Annotated in this window: 23 protein-coding genes; 19 read left to right on the top strand and 4 right to left on the bottom strand. The window is 58.1% G+C overall.

What is annotated here, in order from left to right; all coding sequences use genetic code 11:
- Positions 1 to 27: 27 nt before the first annotated feature.
- Complete coding sequence (locus F6X24_RS02380; RefSeq protein WP_151086280.1) at positions 28 to 1,530, top strand: helix-turn-helix domain-containing protein; 1,503 nt, start codon at positions 28 to 30, stop codon at positions 1,528 to 1,530.
- Positions 1,531 to 1,534: 4 nt separating this feature from the next.
- On the opposite strand, the gene F6X24_RS02375 is transcribed toward F6X24_RS02380, so the two are convergent.
- The gene (locus F6X24_RS02375; RefSeq protein WP_151086278.1) at positions 1,535 to 2,236 is read right to left on the bottom strand and encodes a hypothetical protein; all 702 of its coding nucleotides are present in this window, start codon (positions 2,234 to 2,236) and stop codon (positions 1,535 to 1,537) included.
- Between the two features lie 55 nt (positions 2,237 to 2,291).
- Positions 2,292 to 4,445: a sigma-54-dependent Fis family transcriptional regulator gene (locus F6X24_RS02370; protein WP_151086276.1), complete on the bottom strand. Its 2,154-nt coding sequence runs from the start codon at positions 4,443 to 4,445 to the stop codon at positions 2,292 to 2,294.
- A 241-nt stretch (positions 4,446 to 4,686) separates the two neighbouring features.
- On the opposite strand from F6X24_RS02370, the gene F6X24_RS02365 reads away from it, so the two are divergent.
- The 4 genes from F6X24_RS02365 to F6X24_RS02350 all read left to right on the top strand — a co-directional run bounded on the left by F6X24_RS02365 (position 4,687) and on the right by F6X24_RS02350 (position 9,401).
- Complete coding sequence (locus F6X24_RS02365) at positions 4,687 to 6,051, top strand: TolC family protein (RefSeq protein ID WP_151086275.1); 1,365 nt, start codon at positions 4,687 to 4,689, stop codon at positions 6,049 to 6,051.
- A 95-nt stretch (positions 6,052 to 6,146) separates the two neighbouring features.
- On the top strand, positions 6,147 to 6,539 hold the full coding sequence (locus F6X24_RS02360) for a universal stress protein (protein ID WP_151086273.1): 393 nt from the start codon (positions 6,147 to 6,149) through the stop codon (positions 6,537 to 6,539).
- A 92-nt stretch (positions 6,540 to 6,631) separates the two neighbouring features.
- Entirely contained in the window at positions 6,632 to 7,717 is a 1,086-nt protein-coding gene (locus tag F6X24_RS02355) for an HlyD family secretion protein (RefSeq protein ID WP_151086272.1), read from the top strand.
- 112 nt (positions 7,718 to 7,829) lie between these two features.
- Complete coding sequence (locus tag F6X24_RS02350) at positions 7,830 to 9,401, top strand: DHA2 family efflux MFS transporter permease subunit (RefSeq protein WP_151086270.1); 1,572 nt, start codon at positions 7,830 to 7,832, stop codon at positions 9,399 to 9,401.
- A gap of 143 nt (positions 9,402 to 9,544) precedes the next feature.
- Here the strand turns inward: F6X24_RS02350 and F6X24_RS02345 are convergent, their stop codons facing one another.
- The gene (locus F6X24_RS02345; RefSeq protein ID WP_229725296.1) at positions 9,545 to 10,573 is read right to left on the bottom strand and encodes a hypothetical protein; all 1,029 of its coding nucleotides are present in this window, start codon (positions 10,571 to 10,573) and stop codon (positions 9,545 to 9,547) included.
- Positions 10,574 to 10,732: 159 nt separating this feature from the next.
- Between F6X24_RS02345 and F6X24_RS02340 the strand changes: the two genes are divergently transcribed.
- Positions 10,733 to 11,569, top strand: coding sequence for a class I SAM-dependent methyltransferase (locus F6X24_RS02340; RefSeq protein WP_191906423.1), 837 nt, complete (start codon positions 10,733 to 10,735; stop codon positions 11,567 to 11,569).
- On the opposite strand, the gene F6X24_RS02335 is transcribed toward F6X24_RS02340, so the two are convergent.
- Positions 11,566 to 12,282 carry a pyridoxine 5'-phosphate synthase gene (locus F6X24_RS02335; protein WP_151086266.1) on the bottom strand — a complete coding sequence of 239 codons (717 nt, stop codon included), beginning with the start codon at positions 12,280 to 12,282 and terminating at the stop codon, positions 11,566 to 11,568. The genes F6X24_RS02340 and F6X24_RS02335 overlap by 4 nt on opposite strands.
- Positions 12,283 to 12,505: 223 nt before the next feature.
- Here F6X24_RS02335 and F6X24_RS02330 point away from each other — a divergent pair, with 223 nt between their 5' ends.
- From F6X24_RS02330 to F6X24_RS02270, 13 genes are all read left to right on the top strand, one after another.
- Complete coding sequence (locus F6X24_RS02330) at positions 12,506 to 12,970, top strand: GatB/YqeY domain-containing protein (RefSeq protein WP_151086264.1); 465 nt, start codon at positions 12,506 to 12,508, stop codon at positions 12,968 to 12,970.
- A 79-nt stretch (positions 12,971 to 13,049) separates the two neighbouring features.
- Positions 13,050 to 13,571, top strand: a complete 522-nt coding sequence (locus tag F6X24_RS02325; RefSeq protein WP_151086263.1) for a CvpA family protein — start codon at positions 13,050 to 13,052, stop codon at positions 13,569 to 13,571.
- A 140-nt stretch (positions 13,572 to 13,711) separates the two neighbouring features.
- Entirely contained in the window at positions 13,712 to 14,296 is a 585-nt protein-coding gene (locus tag F6X24_RS02320; protein ID WP_151086261.1) for an anthranilate synthase component II, read from the top strand.
- A 146-nt stretch (positions 14,297 to 14,442) separates the two neighbouring features.
- Entirely contained in the window at positions 14,443 to 15,222 is a 780-nt protein-coding gene (locus F6X24_RS02315; RefSeq protein ID WP_151086259.1) for an alpha/beta fold hydrolase, read from the top strand.
- Between the two features lie 243 nt (positions 15,223 to 15,465).
- Positions 15,466 to 16,143, top strand: a complete 678-nt coding sequence (locus F6X24_RS02310; protein ID WP_151086257.1) for a CBS domain-containing protein — start codon at positions 15,466 to 15,468, stop codon at positions 16,141 to 16,143.
- Positions 16,144 to 16,152: 9 nt separating this feature from the next.
- Complete coding sequence (locus F6X24_RS02305; RefSeq protein WP_151086256.1) at positions 16,153 to 17,718, top strand: POTRA domain-containing protein; 1,566 nt, start codon at positions 16,153 to 16,155, stop codon at positions 17,716 to 17,718.
- A 25-nt stretch (positions 17,719 to 17,743) separates the two neighbouring features.
- Complete coding sequence (locus F6X24_RS02300; RefSeq protein WP_151086250.1) at positions 17,744 to 18,634, top strand: NAD kinase; 891 nt, start codon at positions 17,744 to 17,746, stop codon at positions 18,632 to 18,634.
- 141 nt (positions 18,635 to 18,775) lie between these two features.
- Complete coding sequence (locus tag F6X24_RS02295) at positions 18,776 to 19,648, top strand: DUF6089 family protein (protein ID WP_151086248.1); 873 nt, start codon at positions 18,776 to 18,778, stop codon at positions 19,646 to 19,648.
- 42 nt (positions 19,649 to 19,690) lie between these two features.
- On the top strand, positions 19,691 to 20,455 hold the full coding sequence (porG, locus tag F6X24_RS02290) for a type IX secretion system protein PorG (RefSeq protein ID WP_151086246.1): 765 nt from the start codon (positions 19,691 to 19,693) through the stop codon (positions 20,453 to 20,455).
- A gap of 153 nt (positions 20,456 to 20,608) precedes the next feature.
- A complete protein-coding gene (locus F6X24_RS02285) occupies positions 20,609 to 21,352 on the top strand; it encodes an isoprenyl transferase (RefSeq protein WP_151086244.1) in 744 nt (247 codons plus the stop codon).
- A 14-nt stretch (positions 21,353 to 21,366) separates the two neighbouring features.
- A complete protein-coding gene (bamA, locus tag F6X24_RS02280) occupies positions 21,367 to 23,880 on the top strand; it encodes an outer membrane protein assembly factor BamA (protein ID WP_229725294.1) in 2,514 nt (837 codons plus the stop codon).
- A 147-nt stretch (positions 23,881 to 24,027) separates the two neighbouring features.
- The gene (locus F6X24_RS02275; RefSeq protein ID WP_151086241.1) at positions 24,028 to 24,723 is read left to right on the top strand and encodes an OmpH family outer membrane protein; all 696 of its coding nucleotides are present in this window, start codon (positions 24,028 to 24,030) and stop codon (positions 24,721 to 24,723) included.
- Positions 24,724 to 24,780: 57 nt separating this feature from the next.
- Entirely contained in the window at positions 24,781 to 25,413 is a 633-nt protein-coding gene (locus F6X24_RS02270) for an OmpH family outer membrane protein (protein WP_151086239.1), read from the top strand.
- The last annotated feature ends 41 nt before the right edge of the window (positions 25,414 to 25,454 follow it).

Here is a 25,454-nt window from a genome sequence, read left to right as displayed (position 1 = left end):
GTATTTTTTATATAGTAAAAATAAGATATGCTTAGCCACGGCCAGATTGTCCGGCTTATTTTTGGTTTAAAGCTGCGCGAGCTGCGGCAGGAGCGGGGCCTGTCGCCGGCCGAGCTGGCGCGGGGCTGCGACATGTCGATTAGCTACCTCAATGAGATTGAGAAAGGTAAAAAATATCCTAAGGAAGATAAAATAGTAAGCCTGAGCAAGTTCTTGGGAGTACGCTACGACCAGCTCACGTCAGCTGAGCTGCCACGCCGGCTGGAGCCGGTGGCCGACCTGCTAAGCTCCAGGCTGCTCCAGGAGTTTCCATTGGCTATGTTCGGGCTGGAGCCGGCGCGGCTCATCGACCTCATTGCCAATGCGCCGGCCAAGATGAATGCTTTTACCAGCACCATCTTCGAGATTGCGCGCAACTACGAGATGCGGCAGGAGCATTTTTTTGTGGCCGCGCTCCGCTCGTACCAGGAAATGCACGACAACTACTTCGAAGACCTGGAGCAGGATGCGCGGGCCTTTGTGGCCAGCCGGCAGCTGGCTACCGAGCTGCCCTTCGGCGTGGCCCAGCTCGAAGCGGTGCTGACGCAGGAGTATGGCTACACGCTCGACCGCACCACCCTGGCGCACTACCCCGTGGCGGCGGCCGGCCGCCTGCGCTCGGTGCTACAGCCCAAAACCCGCACCCTGCTGCTACACCCCAGCCTGAGCCGGGGCCAGCAGGCCTTCATTCTGGGGCGTGAGGTGGGCTTCAATTACCTCAAGCTGAAAGAGCGGCACTACGCCAGCCCCAACACGCTCGAAATACGCTCGTTTGAGGAAGTGCTCAATAATTTTCGGGCGTCCTACTTTGCCAGCGCGCTGCTGATGGAGGAGGAGAGTATGGTGCGCGACCTGCAAGTACTTTTCAGCGCCGAAACGTGGCAGCCCGAGCGCCTGCTGGCCCTGCTAACGCGCTACGATGTAAGCCCGGAAATGCTGATGCAGCGCCTGGCTACGCTGCTGCCCCGGCACTTTGGACTCACCAGCCTGTTTTTTCTGCGATTTGACCAGCCGCGGGCCGGCGCTACCTACGTGCTGACCAAGGAGCTGCACCTCTCGCGCCTGCACAATCCGCACGGCAATGAGCTAAATGAGCACTATTGCCGCCGCTGGGTAAGCCTGCGGCTGATTGCAGAAGGCCGGGCTGCCACGCCAACCGGGCCCGGCGCGCCGCTGCGCGTGCTGCCCGATGCGCAGCGCTCGCAGTACCTGGGTACCGATGATGAGTACCTGTGCTTTACGCTGGCCCGCGTAGGAGCGGCTGAGGCGCCGGCCATGAGTGTAACCGTGGGCCTGCGCTGCGACGACAACCTGCGCCGGCAGCTCCGGTTTCTGGCCGACCCGCGGCTGCCGGTTAAGCTCGTGAACGAAACCTGCGAGCGCTGTCCGCTGGCGGATTGTGAGTTGCGCGCCGCCCCGCCGGTGCAGGTGCAGTATGCCGCCGAGCGCACCGCATTTGAGGACGCCGTAGCGGCGCTGGTGGCCGGGTGAGGCTCTAGTGGCCGGCTTCTTGGGCAGAGTGGTTGTAGGCGTCGAGCAGCTGGGGCACATTGGCGTAGCGGTGTCCTTCGGCTCCGGCCCGAATGGCGGCCGCCACTTCGGGAGAATCGGCGAGGTAGTCGGCCAGGAAGGGCGCAAACTTTTTGCCTTCCGGCACGGCCGTCATGGTTTTGGCACCGGGGCGGCGCAGGTACCAGGCGTGGTTGTACTTGTCGCCGAAAGCACCGGTCCAAACGACCGGCACCAGTACGGCACCCGGCACCGGCAGCGGAATCGGCACGCCTTTCTTGGGCGTTGCGACATCAAATACCTCCACGCGCGGGCCCGCCAGCAGGCGCAGGGCCAGCCCGTGGGCGCTTTCGCCGGGTAGGCGCACGGGCTCGTAGTACTTGCCGCTAAGCTCCACCCATTGCAGCTGCTCGCTGGTAATGAACACCGGCTTGGGCCGGGGCAGCACCAGCGGATTGCGCCAGGTAAACTCCAGGCCATTGCCGCGCTCACTTACGCTGGTAATGAATACATAAAGCTGCTTGCCACCCGCCGTGCCCAGCCGGCTCACCGGAAAATGGTATTTGGCATTAGCCGGCTGCAATGTATCGGTGGCCAGGTTGCGGGCCTCCGCTGCCTGCGCCCGCGCCTGGCTCGCCAGGCTCAGCAGCGAAGCCGTAGCTAAATAAAGAGTAAGCCGTGAAAGCATAGTTGCGTTGTTGGTGCTAAGTACTATATAGCAGCGGCAAATTAACGTCTGCCCGCTACCCAATACCAACCATGCGCCGGATACCCAGCTTTTTCATGCGGGCCTCCAGGGTTTTGGGGTTAATATCCAGCAGCAAAGCCGCCCCGTTAGGGCCGCTTACCCGGCCTTCGGTGCGGTGCAGCGCCGTCAGGATATGGTCGCGCTCCTGGTCGCGCAGCGTCTTGATAGGGGCATCCGATTGATTGGTAGTCAGTGCAGCGGCAGGGGCTTCGTAAGTAGCCGGGCCGGGCGGCAGAGCCAGCAGCGCAGGCCCCGAGGCAAAGCCGCCAAACTCCAGCCACTGGCCCTGGCTCACAATAATAGCCTGCTCGAGCACGTGCTCCAGCTCGCGGATATTGCCGGGCCAGGGATAGGCTTGGAGCGCGGCCATGTCGGCGGGGCGAATGGGCCGCGGCGGGCGGGCCAGCCGCTTGCTAAGATTAGCCAGGTAATGCTGCACCAAAGGGCCGATATCCTGTGGCCGCTCGCGCAGGGGCTGCAGATGAATCGGAAATACGTTTAGCCGATAATAGAGGTCGGCGCGGAAGCGGCCGGCGCGCACTTCGTCTTCGAGCACGCGGTTGGTGGCGGCCAGCACGCGGGCGTCGGTTTGCAGCACCCGGTTGCTGCCCAGGCGCTCAAATTCCTTTTCCTGAAGTACGCGCAGCAGCTTGGCTTGCAGGTCGAGAGGCAGCTCGCCCACTTCATCCAGGAAAATGGTGCCGCCATCGGCCAGCTCAAACTTGCCAATGCGCCGTTCAACGGCTCCGGTATAAGCGCCTTTTTCATGGCCAAACAACTCACTTTCAATAAGTTGCGTTGGCAATGCCGCACAGTTTATTTTCACCAGTGCCCGGCCGTGGCGGGGCGAGGCCTGGTGCAGGGCGCGGGCCACCACCTCCTTGCCGGTGCCGGTTTCGCCAGTGATAAGCACAGTGGCGTCGGTGCCAGCCACCTGCGCAATGCGCTGGCGCACCTGCTGCAAGGCCGGGCTATTGCCAATGAGGCCATCGGCGGGCCGGTCGGTATTTATCTCATCTATTAAATAGGTACGCTCCTGCTCCACTTTCGCCTTCAGCTCCTCAAGCTGCTCGAAGGCAAACAGGTTTTCCAGGGCTAAGACAATCTGCGGTAATAACGCCTGGATGGTCGCCTGGTTGTCAACGTTAAAAGCTTCCGGGTCGGCGGCCGAGAGGGTAAGCACTGCCTGGCTGTCGGGGCGCTGCCACAGCATAGCTACCAGCATGGCCCGCGTGCCGTAGTGCTCATACACGTAGCGCAGCCGCGGGTAGCGCACGGCCAGCGCGTGAAAATCGGCGCCCGTGTACACGCCCGAAGTTTGCAATAAGCTGTGCAGCTGTTCGTAGCTGCCGCCGCGCTGGTCCAGGCTAGCCTGCTGCTCACGGTCGATGGCCAGCGCTTCGAGCGGCCCGGCTCCTACGCGGGAGAACTCGGCAAAAGCCTCGAAGTTTTTCGTTGGGCCGGTACGGTTTATCCTGATGCCAAAATATTCAAAAGGTACTACTTTCCCCAGCGCCTCCGCTATGGCCTGGAACAGCGGCTCGCGCTGCTTAATGCTAAGCAGCGCGTGGGTAACGGCCAGCTGCATGCTGCGTTCCTGCTCACGCCGCGCTATTTCTTCAAATGCCAGGGTGTTGCCCACGGCTACGGCTACCAGCGAGCCGATTTTTTCGAGCAGGCGCTCGTCGGCTGGCGTGAGCGCCGGCCGCCGCGCCGCCGACAGGATAAGAAACCCGGTGAGCCGGCCACTAAGCCACAGCGGCACCGTTGTCATGTAGTATATTCCTTCCCTGCGAAGCTTGTTAAAGGGCTCAAAATCTGGGTAGTGCGCAGCATATTCTTCCAGGCTGATATGCCGTAGGCGGGGGTCGGCCACGAGCTGTTCAACGGGCGAGCCCGCAATAGGTGAAAAATTGCCGGCCGTGGCATCCGGCGGCGGGCCGGGCGTGGAGCCACCCACGTACTTGCGCAAAAACAGGCGCTTATTCAGCAATTCTTTGTCGAATACATTGATGCCAATCAGGTCGAAAGGGAAAATAAGCCGTAGCTTATTGGTAATCATCTGAAAAAGGACTTCCTTTTCCCGGATGGTCGCAATAGCCTCGTTGAGGTAGAGCAGCAGAGGTTCATCCTGATTAGACTGGGGCATAACTAGGCAGCTTGGGGAGCAGCTGGCAGATTTTAGAAAGAAGCCAAGCTGAATGCAGAAAAGGTGAATTCCTGCTATTTAAGGAAACCCTATTTTCAGCCTATTGTTCGGATGAAGCCAGGTAGAAAGAAAGTAATTTGTAGTTTACTATAAACCAGCGTATTACGAAAAATATGTCAATTTCTACTCTATTGGCACAATAGTCGGTAAGCCCACGGCACACTACTACGCCACTTGGCTTATGTTTTCTAGATATCAACTTGCCGGCTTCGCGGGGCTATCGCTGTTGGGCGGGCTGCTGACCCAGCCGGCGCTGGCCCAAAACCAGCCCGGTATTCCGGCTGCGGCGCAGCCCATTGGGCTGGTCAGCGATTCCCTGACGCTGGGCGGTACAGTTCAGGCCGTACTCGATGCCAACCCTTCCATCACCAACCTTACTGAGCTGTCTAATGCGGCTACCAGTCGCTTGAGCCAGACGCGCGCCGGGTTTTTGCCGCAGGTAACGGGCACTGCTACCTACACGCGTATCGACCCGGTGGTAAAGCTGCCGTTTAATGGGGAAACCCTGCAGTTTGCGCCCAATAACAACTACGACTTCCACCTGACGGCCCAGTACCTGCTGCTCGATTTCGGCAAGAATGACGCTACCGTACGGGTGTCGGAATCGCAGGTTGAAACGGCACAGGATAATATTACGGTGGCCCGGCGCGACCTGGCTTTTAATGCAGCTCAGGTATATTATAATATACTTTTTATGCGCGAAAGCATTCGGGTGCAGGACCAGCAGATTGCCTCGCTGGTGGCACACCGCAACGAAATGCAGAAGCGGGTAGATGCCGGTGTGAGCACCAAGTTTGACGTGACAACTACTGACGTGCGTATTACGCAGGCTCAGAATACCAAGCTTGACCTGCAAAATCAGCTGCGTAATCAGCAGGTACAATTAGCCAGGCTTTTACACAGGCCCAGCCAGGCCGACATCCCGGTGAAAGGCCGCCTTACCTACGAGCCGCAGGTAGTGAACCTGGAGGCTGAGCTAACCCGCGCTGCTGAAAACCGGCCCGAAGTAAAGCTGGCCAAGGATGCGGAAAATACCGCTAACCTACAAGCTAAGCTCATCGAGAAAAGCAACCTGCCCAGCCTGGGCGCAGGGGTGCAGGTAGGTGGCAAAAACGGCTACATTCTGCCCGATATCAATACCATTCGCCTAAACGAAGCGGCGGTGCTGCAACTGTCGGTACCCATCTACGACGGGGGCCGCAATCGCAAGCAGCGCGTAGAGGCTGCGGCTACTATCCGGGGTGCCCAGGCCCGCACGGCCGATACGCAGGAGCAGATTCGGGCCGATGTGCGCCAGGCAGCAAACAACATGGAGTTTAGCCAGGCGCGCTATGCCAACGCCCAGCAGCAGATAGCCCAGGCCACCGACGCGCTCACCCGTGCCGAGGGGCGCTACCGCTACGGCGTGGGCCAGAACCTCGACGTGCTCGATGCCGAAACCCAGCTGGCGCAGTCGCGCCTGGCGCTGGCCCAGGCCATGTATAACTATACGCTGGGTCAGTATCAGCTCAAGCGCGCGACCGGCGAGCAGATTTGGCCTAAATAAGTGAAAGTTGAAAATTATAGATTTAAAACAAGAGCTGCTCACTTACAGTGACTTATTTAAATTGATAATTTTTAATCTGTGATTTTTATAAAGAAATGACCCTCTCCACCATTCTCTGCCCGCTCGATTTTTCGGCTGCCTCGGCAGCGCTGGTGGCCTACGCCGCTGCGCTGGCCGTGGGCACGGGGGCCGAGCTGCGCCTGCTGTACGTGCAGGAGCCCGCCCCGGCGGGCCAGACCATCGAGGCCGAAGCTGCGCTGACGGCCCATCGGGCGGCGGCCGTGGCCGCCGGCGTAGCCCGCGTCAGCACTGAGCTGGCGCATGGCGAGGCGGCCGCCACCATTCTGGCCGAGGCCCAGCGCTACCATGCCGACTTAATCGTCATCGGAGCACACGGGCAAACCTGCCTCAGCCGCTTTTTAATGGGCAACACTGCCGAAATGGTAGTGCGTACCGCGCCCTGCCCCACGCTGCTCGTTCGCGAGTAAACGCATTGGCTGCTACCTGGCGGTTACGTAGCTAAGGCACAGCAGCAGTAAATCAGTACTTAATCAGAAGAAACCAGCACCCGCAACTTACAATGGCTACCCAAACTCAACCCCAAGAAGAGGTTCCTACCGCAGTCGCCGAGCCGCTCGAAGAACCCAAAAAGCGCAACCCGCTGGCACTTATTATCCTGGCAGTGGTGCTGCTGGTCGGCGGCTACTTTGGCTGGACGCGCTACCAGTTTGCCAAAGCGCACGAAAGCACCGACGACGCCCAGGTGGAAGGCGACGTGTACCCGATTCTGCCCCGCGTGGCCGGTCCGGTCCTGAAAGTTTTTGTTGATGACAACCAGACGGTGAAGAAGGGCGATACGCTTGTTACCATCGACAAGTCGGACTACCTGCAGCGGGTAAGCGCGGCCCAGGCGGCGCTGCTGGCGGCCCAGGCGCAGGTGGTAGCCGCCCGCGCCCAGGTAGGCACGGCCCAGGCCAATGTACGCACCGCCCAAACCACTATCGGCGTGAGCGAAGCCAACCTCTCGAAGCTGCAAAAAGACTTGCAGCGCAGCACCAAGCTCCGCAACGAGGATATTATTCCGCAGAGCGACTACGATGCGGTGCAGGCCAACCTCAAATCGACTACCGCCCAGCGTAGCACTGCTACCGACCAGGTATCGGTAGCCCGCCAGCAGGTGCTTGCTACTCAGCAGCAGGTAGCTGTGGCGCAGGCCGTGGTGAAGCAGCGCCAGGCTGACCTCGACAATGCCAAGCTCCAGCTCAGCTACACCACGCTCCTGGCTCCCGGCAACGGTATCGTAAGCAAGAAAAGCGTGCAGCCCGGCCAGGTAGTATCGCCCGGCCAGCAGCTTTTAGGTATTGTTTCGAGCAACAAAACCTGGGTTATTGCCAACTTCAAGGAAACCCAGATGGAAGAAATGAAAGTGGGCCAGCCGGTCAAGCTGGAAATCGATGCCTATCCGCACGAAGAGTTTCAGGGCCACGTCGAGTCGCTGTCGGCTGCTACGGGTGCCCGCTTTGCCCTGCTGCCTCCCGATAACGCCAGCGGCAACTTCGTGAAAGTAACCCAGCGTATTCCCGTGAAAATCGTGCTCGACCACGAAGACCCGCAGCACCCGCTGCGGGCCGGCATGAGCGTAAACGCAATTGTAGCGGTGAAGTAATCAGAGTTAAAAGCTAAGAGGTAGGAGCTGAAGCAAGTGTAGATGGCTCGTTACTGCCAATCTGCTTTTCACCTCTTACCTCTTATCTTTTAACTCATAACTAATCTAGTTTATGGAAACCGGATTTAGAAAATGGATTATCGTAGTTACGGTAGTTCTCTGCTGCCTTCTTGAGCTGATTGATACCAGTATCGTGAACGTGGCCCTGACCCAGATGATGGGCAACCTTTCGGCTACGCAGCAGGAAGTGAGTTGGGTAGTAGCGTCTTATGCAATTGCCAACGTAATTGTAATTCCGATGACCGGCTTCCTGGCCGAGCAGTTCGGCCGCAAAAACTACTACCTCGTGTCGGTGGTCATCTTCACGCTGGCCTCTATGGCCTGCGGCCAGAGCACCAACCTGTGGGAGCTGGTGGCCTTCCGCTTTATTCAGGGCATCGGGGGCGGCGCGCTCATGGCTACGTCGCAGGCTATTCTGATTGATACTTTCCCGCCCAAGCAGCTGCCCCTCGGGCAGGCCCTGTTTGGCATGGGTGTTATTATCGGCCCCACTATCGGCCCAACGCTCGGGGGCTATATAGTAGAAAACTATGACTGGCCCTGGATATTCTACGTGAACGTGCCGGTCGGCATCATGGCCAGCATTTTCACCATCCTGTTTATCCGCGACCCTGAGCGCATCAAGAATGCCATTCCCAAACCCCTGCGTGAGATTGACTGGGCGGGTATCGGCCTGCTGATACTGGGGGTGGGCTCTTTGCAGTTTGTGCTGGAGCAGGGCGAAACCAAAGACTGGTTCGACGACAATATCATCGTGCTCTTCACTATGCTGGCCGCCGTTGGCCTCATCGGGTTCATCTGGCGCGAGCTTACCGCCAAAGCACCCATTGTGGACCTGCGCGTGCTTACCAAGAGCCGAAACCTGGCGGTAGGGGCCTTCCTGTCGTTTGTGCTGGGCTTTGGCTTGTTTGCTTCGGTGTTTGTCTTTCCCATCTTCACGCAGCGCATTCTGGGCTTCTCCGCCGAGCAAACGGGCTACATTCTGCTGCCTGGCGCATTGGCTTCGGGCCTGATGATGCCCCTTGTGGGCAAAATGCTGGTGGCAGGCGTGCCCCAGAAGGCAATGCTGCCGGTGGGCTTTGCCATCTTCTTCGGCTTCACGTTCTGGATGGCCGCCCAGATTTCGCCCACTGCCGGTGAAAGCGACTTCTTCTGGCCACTCATTGTGCGGGGCGTGGGCCTGGGCCTCATCTTTATGCCCATCACCACCATGAGCCTGGCGGGCCTGCAAGGCCGTGATGCCGGCCAGGCCGCGGGCCTTACCGGCATGATTCGCCAGCTCGGCGGCTCGTTTGGGGTGGCCATTGTAGGTACCTATCTCGAGCGCACCATTCAGGCCAACCGCGTGGCTCTGCTGCCCAATATCTCGCTCTACAACCCCGAAACTACCCAGCGCCTGCAAGCCTTTACGCAGAGCTTTCTGGCGAAAGGCTATTCGCTGAATCAAGCGCAGCAGCAAGCTTACGCCGTGCTCGAAGGGGTATTGATGAAACAGGTATCGCTGATTACCTACTCGCAGATATTTACCTCGCTCGGGTTGTTTTTCCTGGCTTGCGTACCGCTTATCCTGCTGGTAAAACGGGCTAAGCAAGGCGAGAAAATCGACCTTAACGCGGCACACTAAGCAAGGTGGCCCGGCTTTTGCAAAGCCTTCGCTACGTGGCTGTTTAGGTGACGATTACTAGGCACTAGGTTAGTATATTTTACCAAAAAAGGCTTCCCGCATTATGCGGGAAGCCTTTTTTATGCGTGCGGCCTGCCGGCCGTTTATTGGTACTGAATATAGAGCGGCTTAGGATTCAGCTCGCTGAGCACTTCTTTCGGCGTCATCAGGTGCGAGTTTCGGGGCTTAATATCGTATTCGTAGAATAGTTTAAAACCTGTATATTGAACGGGCTGCTTCTCGATATAGGCCTTGTACGAATCCTTCTTGAGTGTAGGGTCGCCCCAGCCGTCCATGTCCATAATCACCTGCACGCGGGGGTCTAGCTTGATGTTCTTGTAGTTCGTCACCATACCCTGCGTAAAGCGGTGCACCATCAAAATCTTGGGTGGCAGGTGGTTTTCACTCACGATGCGCGCCAGAAAGTTGATGGCGTAGTTGACGTCCTTGGCATCGTAGGTGCCGATTTTTTTGCCGGGGCGCACGCCCTTGGTTTGCATCGCAAATTCGGGGTCGATGCCGAGGTGAATAGTCGGGTCTTTCATGTACTCAGCCAGCTTGGGCAGCTCGTGCTGCAAGTCGCTGAGGCCCACCTGCACGTCCATAAACAGGATAGCGTGTTTCTCCTTCGCCCACGCCCGGGTTTCCTCAATGGTAGACTTTGAGTTCATGAGCCGATACTTGCCATCGCCGGCGCTGCCCTGCGCCGTAATGGTCACACTGTGGAAGGCCGGCAGCACGGGCAGGCTCGGGTCGGCAGCCTGCCATTCCTTCAGCACCTTATCAAATTTGCGCATCATCTGGTCCTTAGGCTCGCGCCCCAGAATGCCCATGCCTTTCGACCGGATGTTGCCATAAAATGCCACAATGCGGTGGCCGGGCAAAATAGCGCCCGGCAGCTGCCCGCTCTTGCGCACAATGCTGTCGGCCTTGAGCGAGTCGCGCTGCAAGGCCAGGCGCTTAATCTTCACGGTGTCGACCGGAGCCGGCTTGTGGGCAACACTGGCATCGCCACCTTGGCTGGCTGAGGTTTCACCCTGACCGGGGCGGGTTTGGCAGGCAGCCAGACTGACGCTGGCTAGCAGCCCCAGGCTCAGCGCGCCGCGCCAAGCCGAATAAAAACGTGAACGCACTACAGTTGAGATAGCTAAATGAAGGCGCAAGTTACGGCCGGGCCGGTCCCCGGCAAGTAAGCTTCCTGTAGCCAGTATGAAGGCCGGCCGCACGGTGCGGTGCAGTGCAGATGACAACCGATAACTTGCGGGCTGCTTCAACCTTGTTTGCCCAAGCTGGTGTCTTCCCGTATTGCTACTGCCCTGCGCGCCTTTGGGGCGCTTGCCCGCACTCCCGCGCTGCTCACTGTGGTGCTGGCCGCCGATACCGATGCCTGGCGGGCGCGGGCCCTGGCCCACACCCCGCGCTGGCCGGACCTCAATGCCGACGGACTGCCTTTGCTGCCATTTGCGCAGTTTGTGCCGCCCACGGTACCCGCGGCAGCGCGCACCGTAGCGCCTTTTGCTTTTGGCGATGGCGGCTCGCTGCCCACCGACCTGCTGCTGCTGCGCGCACTGGCCCGGCAGCAGCCGGGCTGTCGCTACTTCGAAATTGGCACCTGGCGCGGCGAAAGCGCAGCCAACGTGGCGGCTGAGGCGGCTACCGTGCACACTCTCAACCTGAGCGCCGACGAAATGCGGGCGCTTCACTTACCCGAGCGCTACATCGGGCTGCACGGGTATTTTTCGCGGGCCCTATCCAATGTGACGCACCTGCACGGCAACTCCGCTACCTTCGACCTGGCCAATTTGCAGCGCGAGGCGGGGCCCTTCGACCTGGTCTTTATTGATGGTGACCACCGCTACGAGGCAGTGCGCCGCGATACGGCCCGCGTATTTGAGCATCTGGTAGGCCCTCATACAGTAGTAGTGTGGCACGATGCCAGCCGCCAGCCCGGCCAGCCGCGCTGGGAAGTGCTGGCCGGCCTGCTCGATGGCCTGCCCGCCGGCTTGCCGGGCCAGCTGGCGCAGGTGGGCAATACGCTGTGTGCTATATATTCGCCAAATTATATGCCCGTTCTGGCCCCCGACCCCCTGGCCGACCCGGCCCGGTTTGAGGTAGAAGTGCGGTTTTAGCGCAGCTGACGCTTGTAGAGCTGCACGGTATTCTCCAGTCCCAGATACAAGGCGTCGGCTACCAGCGCATGCCCGATGCTCACTTCCTGCAAGCCGGGCAGCTCTTGGGCCAGGTAAGCGAGATTTTCCAGGTCAAGGTCGTGGCCGGCATTGAGGCCGAGGCCGGCCGCTACCGCTGCTTCGGCGGTGGCCCGGTAGGGCCGTACTGCGGCCGCACGGTCAGTAGGGTAGCGGCGGGCATACGCTTCGGTATACAGCTCGATGCGGTCGGTACCCGTGCTAGCCGCCGCCGCTATCAGCCCCGGCTCGGGGTCGAGGAAAATGCTGACGCGGGCACTGTAGCTCTTTAGCTCGGCCACCACGTCGCGCAGGTAAGCCTGGTGCTTCACCACGTCCCAGCCGGCATTCGAAGTGATGGCGTCGGGCGCATCGGGCACCAGCGTTACCTGCTCGGGGCGCACTTCACGCACCAGGGCCAAAAAATCGGGAGTGGGATTGCCCTCTACGTTCAGCTCGGTGGTGACAATCGCTTTCAGCTCGCGTACGTCCTGGTAGCGGATGTGGCGCTCGTCGGGGCGCGGGTGCACCGTAATGCCTTCACCTCCAAAGCGCTCGATGTCGCGGGCGGCTTGCAGCAAGTTGGGGCGGGCATGCAGGCCCCGGGCATTGCGCAGGGTGGCAATTTTGTTGATGTTGACGCTTAGCTTGACCACTGATTAGCTCGGATTTTAATGGATTGCACGGATTTTGTGAACGGCGCGGGCCGGGTAGGCTGGCGCGGCGGTGCAAGGTACCTTTGCCGGGCGGTTGGGTGCCGCGCCGTTTTTGCCAGTGTAACCCATCGGGCCGGCCTTGGGTTGCGCCCAGCTCCGCACGGAGCCGCTACGCTGCGGCCATCCGGTTAATTTTTGTAATTCTTCTCCCACTCTTCTCAAAATGGCTCTTAAAGACACCATCGACGCCGGCATCAAGCAAGCTATGCTGGCCAAAGACAAAGTGCGCCTCACGGCGCTACGCAGCATTAAGTCGCAGATTCTGCTGGCTGAAACGGCTGAGGGGGCCAGTGCCACCGGCCTCAGCGCCGACCAGGAGCAGAAGCTGCTTATCAAGGCTGCCAAGCAGCGCCGCGACTCGGCAGCTACTTATAAGGAGCAGTTCCGCTCCGACCTCGAAGAAACCGAGCTGGCTGAGCTGGCTATTATCGAAGAGTTTCTGCCCCAGCAGCTTTCCGAGGCCGATTTGGTAGAAAAGCTCGTCGCTATTATTCAGCGCGTGGGTGCCACCGGCCCTTCCGACCTTGGCAAGGTGATGGGCGTAGCCGCCCGTGAGCTGGCTGGCCAGGCCGATGGCAAGCAGATTTCGCAGGCGGTGAGCAGCCTGCTGAATAACACTAATTTCTAAAAAAGCTGAAGGCAGGAATGAAGAATACGGCAAAACCGGTTCTTCATTCCTGCCTTCAGTTTCTGCTTCAACGCAACGCATGACTCCGCTCGACCTGCTGCTCCTGCTGCCCATAGCTGTCGGTACCGTTAAGGGATTCCGCAAAGGCCTGGTGCTGGAAGTGGTGTCGCTGCTGGCCTTTGTGCTGGGCGTGATAGGTGGATTGAGCTTGCTGAGCGCTGCTATTCCGGTAGTGCGCGGGTACCTGGGCGAGCTGTTTGGGATGCTGCCCCTGGTGGCTTTTCTACTGGTGCTGGTGGCTATTATGTGGGGCGTACACCTGCTGGGCGGACTCGTCAAAACGGCTGTTCACCTCACGCCGCTCGGCATACTCGACAACCTGCTCGGAGCCGTAGCAGGCGGCCTGAAATGGCTGCTTGGGTTGAGCCTGCTGCTGCACGGGACCGCGTTGGCGGGCCTGCCCCTGCTGGCTCCCGGCCTCACTGCTGGCTCAGTTGTGCTGCCCTGGGTACAAAAAGCTACTCCCCTGGCTTTGCAGGTAACCAGCTACGTGCTGCCAATCGGCCACAACCTGCTCGGCCGGCTGAAAGCCGCCATGTGATGGCCCGAGTTAGACTGGCTAATTGCTGGCGTAGATTAGTTACTGTTGCCCCCGGCCCACCTGGCGTGTGGAGTTTGCCTGCTGAGCCCGAGCCTGGGAACTGCCCCGGCAATTATTCCTTTCAAATTTCTCGCGCAGCCTTGACCCTGCTTCTCCTCGATAGCTTCGACTCCTTTACCTACACCCTGGCCGATTACCTGCGCCAGCTTGGAGCCCAGGTGCTGGTGCGCCGCAACGATGTGCCCCTGGCGGCGCTTCATGAGCTGAAGTTTGCGGGCATTGTACTATCGCCCGGTCCGGGCACTCCTGCCGCGGCCGGCAACCTGCTGGCGGTTATCGAGGCTTATCACCAGCGCCTGCCCATATTGGGCGTGTGCCTGGGCCACCAAGCACTGGGCGAATTTTTTGGCGCTACGCTGTGCCGGGCCGCCCGCCCGGTGCACGGCAAGGTATCCGACATTGAGCTGCTCGGCAACGATGCCTGGCTGGCCGAAATGCCCCGCCGCCAGCCCGTAACGCGCTACCATTCGCTGGTGCTGGAAGCCAGTACCTTGCCGGCTTGCCTGCGCCCGCTGGCTTTTACGGCCGATGCCGACCACGAGCTAATGGCGCTGCGCCATGTCAGCCTGCCGCTGTTTGGCGTGCAGTTTCATCCCGAAGCCCTGCTTACCACCTATGGCCGACAGTGGCTGGCAAATTGGATAGCCTGTTGTAACATTGCATAGACCAGCTATGGCGTGCTACTTATTGTGGCGTGCCCTCTAAAACAGCCTGAGCGGTAGGCCGAAAAGACAGCACACGCCAGCAAAGCAAGCAGCCTGCGGCACTAGCGGGCTTGTTTGTTGAATATCAGTTGTATAGTAAAAGTAATATGGAGCTTCGCCGCCAGCAACAACACGGGTTTGACTATGTCGATGAAGGCCAGGGGCCCGTTTTGCTGCTGCTGCATGGGCTTTTCGGGGCGCTTAGCAACTGGCAGGATGTAGTAGCTGAGTTTGTGCCTGCCTACCGCGTCATTATTCCGGTGCTGCCTGTTTACGATATGCCGCTGCTGCAGGCAACGGTGCCGGGCCTGGTCGAGTATGTCGAAAACTTTGTGGAAAAGCTCCGGCTGCCGGCTTCGTTTACCCTGCTTGGCAACTCACTGGGCGGCCACGTAGCCCTGGTGTACACTCTGCGCCATCCTGGCCGCGTAAGCAGCCTGGTGCTCACGGGCAGCAGCGGCCTGTTTGAAGACGGAATGGGTGGCTCGTTTCCGAAGCGGGGTGACTACAACTTTGTGCGTGAGCGTGTTGGGTATACGTTTTATGACCCTGCCGTGGCTACCAGGGAGCTGGTGGATGAGGTATTCGCCGTTACCAACTCCAATGCCAAGTGCCTGCGGATGATTAGCCTTGCCCGCTCGGCGCAGCACCATAACCTCGCCGGCGACCTGCACCGGATTCAGGCCCCGACGCTACTGGTGTGGGGCCTGAACGATACCATCACGCCGCCCCCGGTAGCCCACGACTTTGAGCGTCTGCTGCCCCGTGCCGAGCTGCGCTTTCTCGACCATTGCGGCCACGCGCCCATGATGGAGCGTTCGGCCGGCTTCAACCGCTACCTGGCTGACTTTCTGCGGCGGGTAGTGCCCGTGGCTTCGCCGGCTTGATGAGCGCGCCTGGCGAGCCGCAATAGCCGTCGGGCGAAGACCGGCGTAATTTTTGCCTTTTAGCAACAACCTTTCTGCCACGTTAGTAGTCCTAAGTATTTTGTGGGCTTACGCACCGGCCTATGCCGTCTGTTGGGTAGCTTTCCGCGGAAAAACACCTGTTGCGCGTAAGCTTCGCTGGTGCCGGCTTTTGTTGAGCCGCTTGGCTGTTTGTTAGTCGCCTGCTTTTTAGATGCTACCCTTATGCCTGCTCTACTCGCCGAAGACTTACTCAACCAGATGATTCCGCCTCTCAAAGGCACTGATACCACGGCCAAAGCTGCCCGCTGGCTCGAAGAGTTTCACGTGGGCCAGCTGCCCGTGCTGGCTGGCCGCCACTACCGGGGCCTTATTACCGAGCACGACCTGGCCGACTACGAAAATCCGGATACGCAGCTGGCCGACCTGGCCCTGGGCTACGCCAACGCGCATGTGCAGCACGACCAGCACTTTTATCGCGTAATGGAGCTGGCCATCGAAAACAAGATTCAGCTGGTGCCCGTGCTCGATGAGCAGCAGGAGTATGCCGGCGTAGTGACGGTGAGCGACGCGCTGGCTGCATTTGGCCCGGTGCCCGGCATTGCCGGGCAGGGCAGCATTCTGGTGCTCACCATGGAAGAGCGCGACTACTCGCTCTCGCAAATCAGCCGCTATGTGGAAGAGAATAATGCCAAGATTCTCTCAGCCCACGTTATTGCCGATGAGCACGACCCCTTCCGCATTCGGCTTACCCTGCGCCTCAATACGGACAACCTGGCGCGTATTACGGCTACTTTAGAGCGTTTTGGCTATATAGTATCGGCCCAGTTTAGCGGGGCTGCGGCGGTAGGCGAAGATGAGCAGGAACGCTTTGACGCGCTCCTGCGCTATCTCAGCGTCTAACTTTACACGGTGAAGTACCGCGCCTGGCTTTCTTTTTTTTACGCGGTACCGTGGCTGCTGGCAGCCGGCATGGGGCTCTTGTTTGCCAGCGCTGCGCTGGCCCAGGTGCCGCTGCCACCAGCTTCAGCCGACAGCCTGCGTGCCCTGAGCCGCGAACGCCATCCGCCGCCCCTGGCGCCGGTAGTAGCCCCTACCGATACGCTGGTGCGGGTGGGCGTGTGCCCTGCGCAACGCATACGGGTGGCCGCCATTCTGTTTGCGGGCAATGTGCGGACCCGCGAGCGGACGCTGCGGGCTGAGCTCGATTTTCACGAAGGCGACTCGCTGAACGTGGCCGAGCTGCCTGCCCGGCTCGAAGCCAACCGCCGCCGCCTGTTCAATCTGCAGCTGTTTCATGCGGTGCTGGCGCAGGCCAGCTGCGGCGGTACCGGCCAGCTTACCATTCTGTTCAGTGTGCAGGAGCGCTGGTATATCCTGCCAACGCCAATTTTTTCGACCACGCCCGGCAATCTCAATGCCTGGTATAGTCGCACCAACCGCTGGCAGCGCCTCGATTATGGCCTGCACCTCACCGATACCAACTTCCGGGGCCGCGCCGAGCAGGTCACGGCAAACATACAGTTTGGATTTAATAGAAAATTCGAATTATTCTATGAAGCCCCTGGCCTGGGCCGCCGCCGACGGGTAGGCGTGGGGTTTGGCATCTCGTATTACCAAAGCCGCAACCTCGACTATATAACGCTCAACGACCGCCTGGTTGACCTCGGTGACCATCCTGAGGAAGATGTATTTGCTATTCAGCGCTTTTATGCCACGGGGGGGCTGCGCCTGCGGCATACCGTGCAGCTGGTTTCGGCCCTCGACTTTTCTTACCACCGCGAGCAGATAAGCGACCTCATCTACGGGCTGAATCCGGATTATCTGCTGGGCTTGCAGCAGCGTCAGTACCTGGAAGCCAGCCTGATTACCACGCATAATCAGCGAAATACCTTTGCGTATCCGCTCACCGGGCAGTTTTTGCAGGGCGCGCTCACTTTCCGGCAGTTTGTCGGGGCCGAGCGTTCGCCCAGCTACGCTACGCTACGCCTGCATTATTCGCGCTACCTCAGCCTTGGGCATGGGCTGTACTACGCCATTGGAATGGGAGCCCAAACGCGGCTCTTTGCTCCTGAGCTGGCTTATGCCGATGCCCGGGGCCTGGGTTACAGCGTATTGGTGCGGGGCTACGACTACTACGTAGCCGAAGGCCGCTATTCCGGCCTGGTGCAGCAGGGGCTGAGCTTGCGCGCCTGGGCGCCGCCGCCGCTCCGTATTCCGTTTGTTGGCAATCCTAAGGTTAATACCCTTCCGCTGGCTGTGTATATCAACGCCTTTACCGATGCCGGGCTCACCGGCGGCAGCCTGCACCGGGCCCAGCCGCTGCCCAACCTGCTGCCCGACCAGCTGCTGGCGTCGGTGGGCCTGGGCCTACATTTGGTAACGTATTACGACCGCGTATTTTGCTTCGAGCTGATTCGTACGCTCACGGTGTATCGCAGCACAGGGTTTTTTCTACGCACCTCTTTCCCAATCTAGGCCAGCGTCGTATTACGTTTTTGTTATGAAAATCGCTATTCTGGGCAAGCCGTTCGACGAGGCCGCCGCCCCCTTTATCCAAACCCTTCTGGATGAGCTGGCCGCCCGCCAAACCGAAATTCTGATTGTAGAGGCTTTTCACGAGTTTATGAAGCCGCGCCTGCGCCTGCCCGCTGGCACCACCACCTTCCGCCGTGGCGACTCACTCCGCGGAGTGCAGTTCGTCCTCAGCATTGGGGGCGATGGCACGCTGCTCGATACGGTTACCTACGTGGGTGCCCAGCAGCTTCCCATCCTGGGTATTAACACCGGTAGGCTGGGTTTCCTGGCTCCTGTTAACCCCGACCAGATTGTACAGGCCGTCGATGCCCTCTTTAAAGGCCACTTCACGCTCGAAGACCGTAGCTTGCTGCGCGTCGATACCGACCCCGATGTATTCGGGCAATTAAATTTCGGCCTCAACGAGTTCAGTATTCTGAAGCGCGACTCGTCCTCAATGATTGCCGTTCATACGTATATCAATGGCGAATACCTGAATTCATATTGGGCCGATGGACTGGTCGTATCAACACCAACCGGCTCTACGGGCTATTCGCTCAGTTGTGGCGGGCCGGTTATGCTCCCGCAAACCAACAATTTTATCATTGCTCCCGTATGCCCCCACAATTTAAACGTTCGCCCACTTATTGTATCCGACCAAAGCGTTATCTCGTTTGAGATAGAAGGCCGGGCCACCAGCTACCTGCTAGCCCTCGACTCCCGCTCCGTGCCTATCGAAGCCAGCGTTCAAATGGCCGTTCGCCGAGAAAGTTTTAATGCCCGATTAGTTAAGCTGAATCATGTCAATTTCTTAAGTACCCTGCGTAACAAGCTAAATTGGGGCCTCGACCGACGTAACCCCACGACTATGATTTAGCTGAAACAGCCTAAATCTTTTATAAAAAAACAGCATAAATTTTTTTAGTTCCCTTTAACTCTTACTTTTGCATTCGCTGTAAGCCACGTCCCGTTAGGTTTGCGCCTTCCCTTGCCTGGTTAATTCTCTACTCTGCGCCTTATGACTAAGTTTTTCACGTATTCCACTGCCCTGCTTGCCGGGCTTACGCTGCTTGGTTCAACGCAGCATGCTGATGCGCAGCAATTCAGCAAGCGCAAGCAGTATACCTCTATCGGGATTAGCCTGAACGCCATGAACTATTTTGGCGACCTGAACCCAGCGACCAACTTTGCCTCGTTTCATCCAGGTGATACACGGCCAAACATAGGGTTGAACATTACGCATCGTTTCTTCCCGCGCGTTTCCGGGCGTTTTTCGCTTGCCTACGGTGCCATTCACGCCAACGACAATACCAACGCTGACGCGAACGACCAGAACGCACGCTTCCGTAATGCCCGGAACATGAACTTCCGGAATCGAATTACTGAAGCTTCTGCTGAAATAGTAGTCGACCTCATCGAAAACCGGAATAACTACCTCAAGCGTCCGGACTTTGTACCCTATCTGTTTTTAGGCGTAGCCGGGTTCCATCACAATCCGGAGGGTATGCGTGCCGATGGCACATACACCCCTTTACAGCCGTTGATGACTGAGAACGTAAGCTACAGCTTGTGGCAGGTATCCATACCATTTGGTGGCGGCGTACGTTATCGTGTTAACCGTAACATGGATGTCTCGCTCGAAATTGGTTTGCGTAAGACTTTCACCGGTTATTTGGACGACGTAAGCGGCAATTATGTAACGCCTACTAATACAGCTCCAGATGCTCTGTATTTTGCGCATGGTATAACGAACCAAGGTACCGCTAAAATTCCCGGGCTCGATAATGTAGGTAATAAGCGTGGGCAGGGTAAAGATGACTGGTACACCGTTACTGGCATCTCGCTGAACTACATCCTGAACCCGAAAATCAAAAACCCCAAGTTCCGCTAGGCCCTTGCTGGCCGGCTGGACTTTCACCTCACAGTCTGCTGCATGACCGTCTTCCGGTTTCCTTTATCACTCCTCGCTGGCTTTGTGCTGGCGGGGAGTGCCTTTTTTTGGGCTAGCCCGGCCCTGGCCCAGCATACCAGCGAAATAGGGGCCGGGGTAGGGGTGATGAATTATAAGGGGGAAGTTTCCCCGCAGTTTCAGTGGCAGAATAGTCGCCCCGCCCTTACTATATTCTACCGTCGCGATGTATCAGTGCCGGTTACGCTACGCGGGGGCATTACGGCGGGCTTCCTGCGCGCCACTGATGCCAATGTAGAGGGTGCCAATGGTGGCGTGCCACCGCTACAAAACTATCGCCAGCTGCACCTTAGCGGTGGGCTGGTGGAGGCATCTGGCGTGGTAGAGTATAATTTTCTTGACTACCATAATCGCAAAGACCAACACCGGGTGCATTTTTCGCCCTACTTATTTGCCGGCCTGGCGTTATATTATGCCAGCACAACCGTCACGACCGATAACCTCGCCCTGAAGCCCGCCTTCGACCGGCAGGGCAGTCGGGTGGGAATTGCTATCCCGGCCGGGGCCGGGATAAAGGTGGCCCTCACCGAGCACTTTAATGTAGGGTTGGAGATGGGAGCCCGCAAAACCTTTACCGATATGCTAGACCATACCGGCGACCAGAGTCCCCTGCTCGTTAATAGCCACGACCAGGACTGGTATTATTATTCTGGTATCAGCGTGTCGTATACCTTTTACCAAATTCTTTGCCCGAAGCCCTACGGAAAAGATAAAACCCTGTTGAGGTAAGCAATAAAAAGTTGGAGGTCTGGCAAATCATTCGTTGATAGCCAGCTTGTTGAGGATAAAAACAGGCAGCGGTTTTCCTGCCCTGAAGCGAGAGCTGCGGCCTGACTGCAACCCTTTGCGTAACTTGCGGCCTCTTATACGCAAACCGCAACAATGGCCGAACGGTCCGAAATAGACCTCTCTAATATTCCAGCCCATGTCGCCGTTATCATGGATGGTAACGGGCGCTGGGCCAAACAGCGGGGAGGCCTGCGCGTGTTTGGGCATCAAAGCGCTATTACGGCGGTGCGCGACACCGTGGAAGAGGCAGCCGAAATTGGAGTTAAGTACCTGACCCTGTATGCCTTCTCAACCGAGAACTGGAATCGCCCGGCTATGGAAGTAACGGCGCTCATGCAGCTGCTTGTGCATACCATTCGCCAGGAAACCAGTACGCTGCTTAAAAACAGCGTGCGGCTCCAAGCCATTGGTGAGATAAGCAGCCTGCCGGGTAATTGCCAGCGGGAGCTTGCCGAGGCAATTGAACTGACCAAGGCCGGCATGCGCATGACCCTGGTGTTGGCGCTGAGCTACAGCGGGCGTTGGGACATCACCCAGGCCTCCCGGCGGCTTGCGGCTGATGTAGCGGCTGGCCGCCTGCTGCCAGCCGCGGTAACGGAAGCGACTATTACGGGCTATTTGGCTACGGCTGGTATTCCCGACCCCGAATTACTTATTCGCACAAGCGGCGAGCAGCGCATTAGCAACTTTCTGCTCTGGCAGCTGGCCTATACTGAACTTTATATCACTCCGTTGCTGTGGCCAGATTTCCGCCGCAGTCACTTTCGCGATGCTCTGCGAGCCTACCAAAGCCGGGAACGGCGCTTTGGCAAAACCAGCGAGCAGCTGGCTTCCTGATTTTATTTATGTTGATGATGCGCACCTACTTACGTAGTGGACTATTAAGTTTTTTACTGCTGACCGGCCTGCTGTCGGCCCGACTGGCGCATGCTCAGGTAGCTGGGACTTCGGCCGACGAGCCGCATAAATACGAACTGGGCGGTATTACAGTAAGCGGCTCCCGCTACCTCGACCCTAATACCCTGATTGGCCTGTCGGGCCTGCGCATCGGGGATGCCGTCAATGTGCCCGGCGATGACATTGGCAAGGCAATTCGTAAAATATGGGCCCAAGGTATCCTGGCGGATATCTCGGTAAGTATTGCCCGTACCGAAGGCAACAAGATTTTCCTGGACTTTAACGTTCGGGAGCGGCCCCGCCTCTCCAAATTTACCTTCGAAGGCATCAGCAAGGGCCAGGCTGAGGAGATTGATAAGAAAATCAAGCTCATTCGCGGTAAGGTGGTGACTGATGCCCTATTGGCTAATACCCGGACGCAGGTCCGTAAGTTCTACAATAACAAGGGTTTCCTGGATGCCAAGGTAGTCATCCGGCAGGTGGCCGACTCGGCGCTCTCCAATAGCGTGGCCCTGAAGATTGACGTGGATAAAGGGGCTAAAGTCCGCATTCATGATATTGATTTTGAAGGCAATAAGGCCTTTAAGGATGGGAAGCTGGCCAAGCAGTTTAAAAAAACTAAAGCGCGCAACTCCTATAAATTTCTGACTCCGGGTAAGTTTCAGCGCTCCGACTTTGAGGACGACAAGCGTAAGCTGGTCGATTTCTACAATAACGAGGGCTATCGCGATGCCGCTATCGTATCGGATACTATTGAGCGTGATGAGAAAGGCCTGATTGTGAAGGTGAAAGTAGATGAAGGTCCCCGCTACTTCTTCCGGAAAATCACCTGGAACGGCAACTATCTCTACGATAGCAAAACCCTGGGCTCGGTGCTGGGCATTAAGGCCGGCAGCCCCTACAGCAAGGAAATCCTGGATAAGCGCCTGAGCTACAACCCTACCGGGCAGGACGTAACCTCGCTCTATATGAACGACGGCTACCTGTTTTTTACCATCGACCCGGTCGAAACAAAAGTAGAAGGCGATTCTATCGACATTGAGATGCGCATTACCGAAGGCGTGCAGGCGCGGGTAAAAGACATCAACATCGCGGGCAATACCAAGACGTCGGACCATGTGCTGCGCCGGACGCTGCGTACCCTGCCCGGCGATAAGTTTAACCGGGAGCTGCTTATTCGCTCGCAGCGCGAGATTGCCACGCTGGGCTACTTCGACCCCGAAAAAATCGGCATTAACCCAGTGCCAAACCAAGCCGATGGCACCGTGGATATCAATTATACCGTAGTTGAAAAGCCTTCGGACCAGATTACCCTTTCGGGCGGCTGGGGCGGCTACGCCGGCTTTATCGGCACGGTAGGCCTGGTGTTCAACAACTTCTCGCTACGCAAAGCCAGCGATTTTCATAACTGGACGCCGGTGCCGGCGGGCGATGGCCAGCGCGTAGCCCTTAACGTGCAGGCCAACGGCTTGCAGTACCAGGCGTACTCGTTCAGCTTTACGGAGCCCTGGCTGGGTGGGCGCAAGCCTAACTCGTTCTCCTTCAGCTTAAACCGCAGTATTTCGCGCTTAGGGATTAACTTCAATCCTACCACGGGCAGTTTTATTAAGGTCAATAGCGCAACTATCGGCCTCGGCCGCCAGCTGCGTGTGCCCGACGACTACTTCTCGCTGAGCAACTCCATCTCGTACAGCCAGTACACCCTGCAGAACTATTCGATTTTCTCGGATTTCAACACGGGCCGGGCCAACAACTTTACGTTTAATACTACGCTTTCGCGCAATAGCATCGACAACCCCACGTACACGCGCCGTGGCTCATCCATCAGCCTGAGCCTGAGCCTGACGCCGCCGTACTCGGTATTCCCCGGGGCGCACCCCAATACGTATGAGTGGGTAGAGTTCCACAAGTGGATGTTTGACGCGTCGTGGTTTACGCCTATCGTGGGCAAGCTGGTGCTGAATACGCGTGCCCACTTTGGCTTTATCGGTACCTACAACAAAGACCGGGAGCCCGGTCCTTTTGAGCGGTTTAAGATGGGTGGGGCCGGCCTGGGCTACGGCGGCGGCGGCTCATTCCTGGTGGGTACCGACTACATCGGTCTGCGTGGCTACGACGACCCCAACGGCGCTTTTGCTATCCCGACAGCCCAAAGCGGTAAGAGTGGCGGCGTTGCTTATAATAAGTACGTGGCCGAGCTGCGTTATCCAATCAGCCTCAACCCGGCTGCTACGGTATATATCCTGAGCTTTGCCGAAGCTGGCAACGCAGTGGATGTATATAGCCAGTACAACCCCTTTAAGCTCTACCGCTCGGCTGGTTTTGGTGCCCGTATCTTCATGTCGGCCTTCGGCCTGCTGGGCTTCGACTACGGCCGGGCCTTTGACACCGTCATACCACCCGCCGGCACTACCAGCAAGCAGGACTTCAACCACTTTCACTTTATCATCGGCCAGCAGATTCGCTAATTTGCGCCCTGAGCTGAACGTTTAGGCAGTGGCCAGTGGTTTGCGGGAGGGCGGCCGTCCTCTCGTAACTCAGACTAAAATGCCCGGTTTGCTCGTTGAATGAGCGGCACTGGTGCCGGCTTCAGCTCCTATTTCTCTTTGTCTCGCATGACCCTCGTTGCTCGTTATTTGCTGGCGCTGCTGCTGCTGGGAGCCTTTGTTCCTGCGTGGGGTCAGAAATTCGGTTATATAGATACCGAGTTTATTATGGGAAAAATGCCGGAATACGCGCAAGCCCAGCTAGAGCTGGGCAGGCTCACCGAAACCTGGCAACGGGAGATTGAGGCGCAGAAAAAAGACCTCGATAAGCTTTATCGGACCTACCAGGCCGAAGAAGTGGTGCTGACGGAGGCGATGAAAAAGAAGCGCCAGGACGAGATTCTGAAAAAAGAGCAGGATATCAAAGCCTACGAAGCTAAGCAGTTTGGCTACGAGGGGCAGCTCTTTAAGAAACGCGTTGAGCTCAACAAGCCGGCGCAGGATAAGATTTTTGATGCCGTAGAGAAAGTGGTGAAGGCCCGTAAGCTCGATTTCATGTTTGACCGCAACGGCGACCTGACCATGCTCTATGCCAGCCCCACGCACGATTACACCGAGTTTGTGTTGGAGGAGTTGGGCCTCGGCTCGCCTACCCGCAACCAGCCGGGTACTAAAGGCCCCGTGAAAACCGTGAAGCCGCCCAAAACCCCCAATGCCAGCGCTGACCCGGCATTTGAGTCCGATTCGGGCACGCCCGACCCTGTAACCGGCTCCAAAACCCGGGCGGCTAAGGCTGGCAAGGCAGACGCTGGCGGAAAGCCTTAAACTAGTTAACTTTGCAGACCAGAATTTTTTAGACCCTTGACTTTCTTCGTAAACCGCGTGAAAAAACTTCACCTGACCTTCGCCGCCGCGCTACTCGTAGCCGGTTCGTTTTTCGCTCCGAATGCCCAGGCCCAGGCCCCGCTTAAGATTGGCTTTACCAGCGTGGAGTACGTACTGAGTCAGATGCCCGAAAGCAAGCAGATTGAGTCGGACCTGAAAACGTATGGCACCCAGCTGGAAGCCCAGCTCAAAAGCAAGCAGACGGCTTTCCAGACCAAGCTGGACGCGTACCAGAAGGGCGGCGCGGCTATGACGCCCGTTGTGAAAGCTGATACGGAAAAAGAGCTGCAAACCATGCAGCAGGGCCTCCAGGAATTCCAGCAGACCGCCCAGCAGTCGATGCAGCAGAAGCAGCAGACCCTGCTGCGCCCGGTGCTCGATAAGATTCAAAAGAACATTGACGCGGTGGCTGAGGAAAATGGCTACACGTATATCCTGAACTCAGATTCGGGCAGCAATCCCATTCTGCTGCACGGCCCGAAAGATGGCGACGTGTCGGATATCATCCTGAAAAAGATGGGTATTACGCCTACCGCGGCGGCCCCAGCCCCGGCCACCCAGGCGCCCAAGGCTACCGGCTCGGGCATCCCGGCTGCACCGGCCGGCAAAACCAAGACCAAGACCAAATAAGTATTGCCAGCAATTGGCTAAGAAGCCGGGGCCTTTGGCTC

Origin of the sequence: Hymenobacter baengnokdamensis (assembly GCF_008728635.1) — a bacterium.
Taxonomy (GTDB): domain Bacteria; phylum Bacteroidota; class Bacteroidia; order Cytophagales; family Hymenobacteraceae; genus Hymenobacter; species Hymenobacter baengnokdamensis.
Note: the sequence above shows the minus strand (reverse complement) of the source record. Positions and strands in the feature narration are given on the sequence as shown.

Excerpts from the sequence above, each read along its gene's own strand:
- F6X24_RS02275 (WP_151086241.1), top strand. The coding sequence starts at position 24,028 with ATGACCCTCGTTGCTCGTTATTTGCTGGCGCTGCTGCTGCTGGGAGCC.
- F6X24_RS02370 (WP_151086276.1), bottom strand. The coding sequence starts at position 4,445 with ATGCCCCAGTCTAATCAGGATGAACCTCTGCTGCTCTACCTCAACGAG.
- F6X24_RS02295 (WP_151086248.1), top strand. The coding sequence starts at position 18,776 with ATGACTAAGTTTTTCACGTATTCCACTGCCCTGCTTGCCGGGCTTACG.
- F6X24_RS02310 (WP_151086257.1), top strand. The coding sequence starts at position 15,466 with ATGCCTGCTCTACTCGCCGAAGACTTACTCAACCAGATGATTCCGCCT.
- bamA (WP_229725294.1), top strand. The coding sequence starts at position 21,367 with ATGATGCGCACCTACTTACGTAGTGGACTATTAAGTTTTTTACTGCTG.
- F6X24_RS02300 (WP_151086250.1), top strand. The coding sequence starts at position 17,744 with ATGAAAATCGCTATTCTGGGCAAGCCGTTCGACGAGGCCGCCGCCCCC.
- porG (WP_151086246.1), top strand. The coding sequence starts at position 19,691 with ATGACCGTCTTCCGGTTTCCTTTATCACTCCTCGCTGGCTTTGTGCTG.
- F6X24_RS02315 (WP_151086259.1), top strand. The coding sequence starts at position 14,443 with ATGGAGCTTCGCCGCCAGCAACAACACGGGTTTGACTATGTCGATGAA.
- F6X24_RS02350 (WP_151086270.1), top strand. The coding sequence starts at position 7,830 with ATGGAAACCGGATTTAGAAAATGGATTATCGTAGTTACGGTAGTTCTC.
- F6X24_RS02355 (WP_151086272.1), top strand. The coding sequence starts at position 6,632 with ATGGCTACCCAAACTCAACCCCAAGAAGAGGTTCCTACCGCAGTCGCC.
- F6X24_RS02380 (WP_151086280.1), top strand. The coding sequence starts at position 28 with ATGCTTAGCCACGGCCAGATTGTCCGGCTTATTTTTGGTTTAAAGCTG.
- F6X24_RS02360 (WP_151086273.1), top strand. The coding sequence starts at position 6,147 with ATGACCCTCTCCACCATTCTCTGCCCGCTCGATTTTTCGGCTGCCTCG.
- F6X24_RS02330 (WP_151086264.1), top strand. The coding sequence starts at position 12,506 with ATGGCTCTTAAAGACACCATCGACGCCGGCATCAAGCAAGCTATGCTG.
- F6X24_RS02285 (WP_151086244.1), top strand. The coding sequence starts at position 20,609 with ATGGCCGAACGGTCCGAAATAGACCTCTCTAATATTCCAGCCCATGTC.
- F6X24_RS02365 (WP_151086275.1), top strand. The coding sequence starts at position 4,687 with ATGTTTTCTAGATATCAACTTGCCGGCTTCGCGGGGCTATCGCTGTTG.
- F6X24_RS02375 (WP_151086278.1), bottom strand. The coding sequence starts at position 2,236 with ATGCTTTCACGGCTTACTCTTTATTTAGCTACGGCTTCGCTGCTGAGC.
- F6X24_RS02325 (WP_151086263.1), top strand. The coding sequence starts at position 13,050 with ATGACTCCGCTCGACCTGCTGCTCCTGCTGCCCATAGCTGTCGGTACC.